Raw genomic sequence first — 5,069 nt, 5'->3', positions numbered from 1 at the left:
TTCCTGGCCCTGTCCTTTCCCCGCGATGCCGAGGATGTGAACGAAGCCCGCCGCCGCTATCACGATGCCGGAGGCAAGGGCGGCATCATCGCCAAAATCGAGCGGGCTGAAGCGGTGGCGGATGATGACACCCTGGATGCCATTATCAACGCATCCGACGGGGTTATGGTGGCCCGCGGCGACCTGGCCGTGGAAATTGGTGACGCCGAACTGGTCGGCGTGCAGAAGCACATCATCCGCCGGGCGCGGGCACTGAACCGTTTCGTGATCACCGCCACCCAGATGATGGAATCCATGATCCACAGCCCGCAACCCACCCGTGCGGAAGTCTCCGACGTGGCCAACGCGGTGCTGGATGGCACCGATGCGGTGATGTTGTCGGCGGAAACCGCCGTTGGCGATTTTCCGAAAGAAACCGTGCAAGCCATGGATCGCATTATCCTTGGCGCCGAACGCACCTGGCAGGAACGCCGCACCGATCGCCCCATCAATGACAGCGCAGACAACATTGATGAAGTCATCGCCATGGCCGCCATGCAGGCCGCCAACCGGCTCAGCAATGTGGCCGCCATCATCGCCATGACGGAAACCGGCAATACCCCGCGGCTGATGTCACGGCTACGCTCGGGCATGCCCATCTATGCGTTCACCCCCTACCCCTCAAGCCAGCGGCGCGTGGCGATTCTGCGCGGCGTCCATGCCATTCCCTTCGACAGCCACGCCCTAGCCAGCGACACCGTGAACCGCCAGGCAGTGAGCATGCTGGAAGCCATGGGCGTGGTGCAGACCGGCGACCGGGTGCTGATCACCAAGGGCAACTATGACGATGCCCACGGCGGCACCAACACACTGAAAATCGTGGAAGTGGGCGGCAATATTCAATAGGGGGGAGCTCCTGCAAAATTGAGGATCCCCTGAATAACGCCTCGCACAACCCAGCCGGCAAGACGCCTAACGCCAGATGCCCGACAAAAAACCTGCAGCCTGCAGGTTTTCCTGGTCAGGCACCTGGCATCCAGACTGCAGCGTTCAAATAACATTCCTACACCATTCCCATACGCAAAAAGACGCCAATACCGGAACGCCCGTTCTAGACTGAAATCACACAGGCTTCGCAAGGCGTATAACAATGAAAATCGGTCTGGTTGTGGATTCAGGTTGTGATCTTCCCAAAGACTTTATTGATGCCAATAACATTCTGGTGATGCCGGTTCCCATCCGTATCGGCAAGGAAATTTATGTGGATGACCGGGACCCACAGCGGGCGCGGGAATTCTATGCCCGACACGAAGTCGACAAGACCCATGACGCAGAAACTGCGCCACCGTCCGTGGAACAAATTCGCACCCTGTTACTGGATCAGGCCGTGGGCGAATTTGATTACGCCCTGGTGCAAACTGTCCCCAAGAGTCGCAGCCCCATTTTCGACAATGCCACCGATGCTGCTCATGCAATCCTGTCCGACTACAAAAAAGTCCGTGAAGCCGCCGGCCGGGAAGGCCCTTTTCGTATTCGCGTCAGCGATAGCCAGACACTGTTTGCCGGGCAGGGCGTGCTGGCCGCAGAAACCATTCGCCTGATTCAGGCCGGCACAAAAATCGGTGACATCCGCCAACGCATCAGCGACCTTACCCCCAACGCCACCGGCTACGCGGTAGTGCCGGATCTGTACTATGTGCACAAACGGGCCCGTAAAAAAGGCGATAAAAGCGTGGGGTTTGTCGGCGCCCTGATGGGATCGGCACTGGATATCAAACCCATTCTCTGTGCTCGCCAGGATCAGACCTTTCCCGTGGCCAAAGTATGCGGCTTTGAGAGTGCGGTGGAAAAAATGTTCGCCCACGCCTGCCTGTGCGTGGAACGCGGCCTGCTTACCCCGATTGTCTGTGTCAGCTATGCCGGTGACCCGGATGCCGCCTTCCAGATGCCCGGCTTTTCCGCCCTGAAAACCACCGCAGAGAAACACGGAGTGCAGCTACTGGTCAGCCACATGGGCCTCACCGGCGGCGTCAATATCGGCCCCGGCGCGATCAGCGTGGGGTTTATCAGCGAACATACCGAGTTCAGCTGAGCACCGCTGTTATTGCCGGCCGGCAAGGCGCTCGCCTTGCCGGTCCCTTCCTCCGCTCCGCTTGTAAAATTTTCACCTCAGCCTTTCTCAAGCGCCGCCCAAAACCGGCTTTTCGGCAACAGTCTTCCTTCTGCTTTGCTGGCATAGTAGCGCCTGAATTGAAGGAGGAACCATGTCTGATTCCATCAGTACCTTGAAAAACAAGGGCTTGCCGGCCGATGCGCTGGCCTTTATCGAGTCCTTGCCCGCTGACCAGGCCAGCAAGCTGGCAGACACCGTGCTCGCCGCACTGGAAACCAAAGACGCCCGCGTGGAAAAGGCCATGAATAATGCCTTGAACGTGGTGCCCGGGCCTTTCCGTCGCCCGGTTAAAAAAATGTTGTTCGGTTAAATCAGCAGGAGACAGATCATGCATATTGAAACCCAGGCCGAGCTACTCAAGCTGAGCCGTCTGCTGGAAACCGACGAAGCCGAGATGGCCTTTCTCGACGGCCAGGACCTGAACGCCCTCGCCGCGTTCCGTAACAGCGTTTCCAGTTTTTTCTATGAACAGCACCAGGACAGCTACCAACGCCTGGCCGGCATCAGCAAGCTGGTGCCCACCGGCGCCAGTGCCAAACTGGCGACCACCGTGCTGGGGTCTGTGCTGGCCGCCGGGATTGCCTCCGAGCTACCCGCCGAGCGCGCTATCAAGCTGGCCGACAAACTGCCCGACGATTTTCTCGCCAAGCTGTGCATCCACCTTGAGCCTTCCTATTCCCGGGCCTTGCTGGCCGCCATGCCCGACAAGATTGTCGCCACGGTCGCCAAGGCACTGCTGGCCATGAATGAGCACATCACCCTGGCCCGCTTCGTGGCCGTGATCCAGCCGTCCGCGCTGAAGGCCGTCACCGGCAGCGTCGATGACGGTGAAGCCATGGTGAAAATTGCGCTGTATCTGGAAGATAAAAGCAAACTCGACACCTTGCTGGGCCTGCTCACCGAAACGCAGCAACGGGCCACACTCAAAGCCGCCACCGATCACGAGCTGTGGCCCGCCGTGCTGTCACTCAATGGCCATTTGAACACCCAGCTCCGCGGCCAGATGGGCAATCTGGTGGCCGAACAGGGAGAGACGGTGCTGAGTCATATCATTGAAGTTGCCAGCGACCAGCAGCTTTGGACCAACCTGCTGCAGGCGGTGAATGCCATGGACAACACGCACCAGCAGGCCGTGGTCAATGTGGCCAAGCTGCGCGAAGACCACATCATGGAAAGCCTGATCACCACTGTGGCGGAAGAGAACAGCTGGGACGAGCTGCTGCTCCTGCTACCGTTGCTGGATCATGCTCACCTGGCCCCGGCACTGGATGTGCTCACCGAACGCCAACCCCAGACTCTGGACCAGGCACTCAGCCAGGCCCACGACAGCAACCTGCTGGGACTGTTCGGGCACTTGCCGGAAGAGGAAGAACCGCGGATGGCCAAGGCCCTGCATAGCCACGCAACGGATAGCTGGCAGGCCTTTGCCGCGCGTAACAGTGACGCCCAGGAAATTGCCTCACTCAAGGCCCAGCTGGGCTAGTAAGCGTTGCACCCAAAGCCGGGACGGGTAGCCCGTTCCCGGCCTCGCTGGCTATGCCGGGCGACCCGCCGGATACCGGGGCAAGTCATCGTCGATGGACCACCAGTTACAGGCTGAATCCACGTAAAAGTGAAACGCAGGGCGGGTCTCCAACGGCTCATTCAACAGCCCCGCTCGAATTCGCACCACGCCCGGCAGACTCTCAAGGCGACTGAACAGCGGCGAACCACACTCGCGACAAAACACTCGCTGCTTCCCCGGCGTGGACTCATACCCTTTCAACAGATCTTCCCCGCGAACCCAGCGCAGCTGCGTCGTCTTCACCGGAATATTGGTCACCAGTGCAGTGCCCTGTGCCTTGCGACACTGCTGGCAGTGGCACACCTGTATCGGCGCCAGCTCACCGTCAATCTCGAACGCGACGCCACCGCAAAGACAACTTCCTGTGTACATATTCATTCCCTTTTGGTTGCTGCAGGAGCGCCGCTGGCGGCGCTCCTGCAAAAAGACTCTTTCAGCACCTTTTCAATCCCCCATATGCTCCACCAGAAAGTCCACGAACTGGCGCACCTTCGGTGACAAGTGCCGATGCCGGGGATACACCACCCAGACCGCTGTGTGGGTGCAGGCATACTGGTCCAGCACTGACACCAGGTCCCCGCGCTGCAGATCCTCCGCCACATAATAATCTGGCAACTGCACCAGCCCGATGCCCTTGCGCGCCGCATCCAGCAAGGCCACTCCGGAGTTACCCTTCCAGTTACCCTGCACCTTGCTGTGGCGATGTTGGCCGTCCACATCAAAAGCCCATTGCTCCGAAGAACCCTGCAGGCAATTATGGCCGCTCAACTCACCCAACGTATGGGGCCGGGCGTGGCGGTCGAAATACGCTGGCGATCCCACCACATATTCCCGCCGGGGGCAGAGCTTGCGAGCGATCAGGGACGAGTCCGGCAAGGCACCCGTGCGAATCGCCACATCGAACCCCTCATCCACAATATCCACCCGTCGATTGGTGAAATCCAGCTGCACCGACAACTGCGGGTGGCACGCCAGAAAATCGTTGACCAGCGGCGCGATAAATCGCTCACCAAAGGTAGTGGCACAAGTCAGCCGCAGCACGCCGGTGGGCTGCTGCTGGAAATCACTGATCGCATTCAACGCCTCCTGAAACCCATCGAACAACTGACAACAGTGCTCGAAGTAAACCGCGCCGGCATCCGTCAGCGTAAGCCGCCGGGTGGTGCGGTACAGCAACTGCGTACCCAGCTGGGTTTCCAGCCGCGCCACCAGCCGGCTCACATGGGAGCTGGATACCCCCAGGCCCCGGGCGGCGCGCGCAAAGGAGCCCAGGCGCACCACTTCCACGAAGGCCTCAATTCGGTCCCAATGCTGCATTGTTGCTCCTGAACAATAATCTATTGCCGAATTGTG

The 5,069-nt window shown here is 59.7% G+C and carries 6 protein-coding genes; 4 read left to right on the top strand and 2 right to left on the bottom strand.

Annotated elements, in window-relative coordinates; genetic code table 11:
* From A3754_RS04380 to A3754_RS04365, 4 genes are all read left to right on the top strand, one after another.
* Positions 1-885 (top strand): pyruvate kinase (locus A3754_RS04380; protein WP_231880476.1); only part of this gene is annotated, 885 nt, incomplete at its 5' end.
* A gap of 244 nt (positions 886-1,129) precedes the next feature.
* A complete protein-coding gene (locus A3754_RS04375; protein ID WP_063518934.1) occupies positions 1,130-2,071 on the top strand; it encodes a DegV family protein in 942 nt (313 codons plus the stop codon).
* A 172-nt stretch (positions 2,072-2,243) separates the two neighbouring features.
* A complete protein-coding gene (locus A3754_RS04370) occupies positions 2,244-2,462 on the top strand; it encodes a hypothetical protein (RefSeq protein ID WP_007151188.1) in 219 nt (72 codons plus the stop codon).
* Positions 2,463-2,480: 18 nt separating this feature from the next.
* Positions 2,481-3,635, top strand: coding sequence for a hypothetical protein (locus tag A3754_RS04365; RefSeq protein ID WP_063518933.1), 1,155 nt, complete (start codon positions 2,481-2,483; stop codon positions 3,633-3,635).
* Positions 3,636-3,686: 51 nt separating this feature from the next.
* Here A3754_RS04365 and A3754_RS04360 read toward each other — a convergent pair whose 3' ends face one another.
* A complete protein-coding gene (locus A3754_RS04360; protein WP_231880475.1) occupies positions 3,687-4,088 on the bottom strand; it encodes a GFA family protein in 402 nt (133 codons plus the stop codon).
* Positions 4,089-4,160: 72 nt separating this feature from the next.
* Entirely contained in the window at positions 4,161-5,033 is an 873-nt protein-coding gene (locus tag A3754_RS04355; protein WP_063518932.1) for a LysR family transcriptional regulator, read from the bottom strand.
* Between the last annotated feature and the right edge of the window lie 36 nt (positions 5,034-5,069).

It is taken from the genome of Alcanivorax sp. HI0083 (assembly GCF_001635175.1).
Note: the sequence above shows the minus strand (reverse complement) of the source record. Positions and strands in the feature narration are given on the sequence as shown.

Bases quoted from the DNA above. Each gene is read 5' to 3' on its own strand.
- A3754_RS04360 (WP_231880475.1), bottom strand. From the start codon at position 4,088: ATGTACACAGGAAGTTGTCTTTGCGGTGGCGTCGCGTTCGAGATTGAC.
- A3754_RS04375 (WP_063518934.1), top strand. From the start codon at position 1,130: ATGAAAATCGGTCTGGTTGTGGATTCAGGTTGTGATCTTCCCAAAGAC.
- A3754_RS04370 (WP_007151188.1), top strand. From the start codon at position 2,244: ATGTCTGATTCCATCAGTACCTTGAAAAACAAGGGCTTGCCGGCCGAT.
- A3754_RS04355 (WP_063518932.1), bottom strand. From the start codon at position 5,033: ATGCAGCATTGGGACCGAATTGAGGCCTTCGTGGAAGTGGTGCGCCTG.
- A3754_RS04365 (WP_063518933.1), top strand. From the start codon at position 2,481: ATGCATATTGAAACCCAGGCCGAGCTACTCAAGCTGAGCCGTCTGCTG.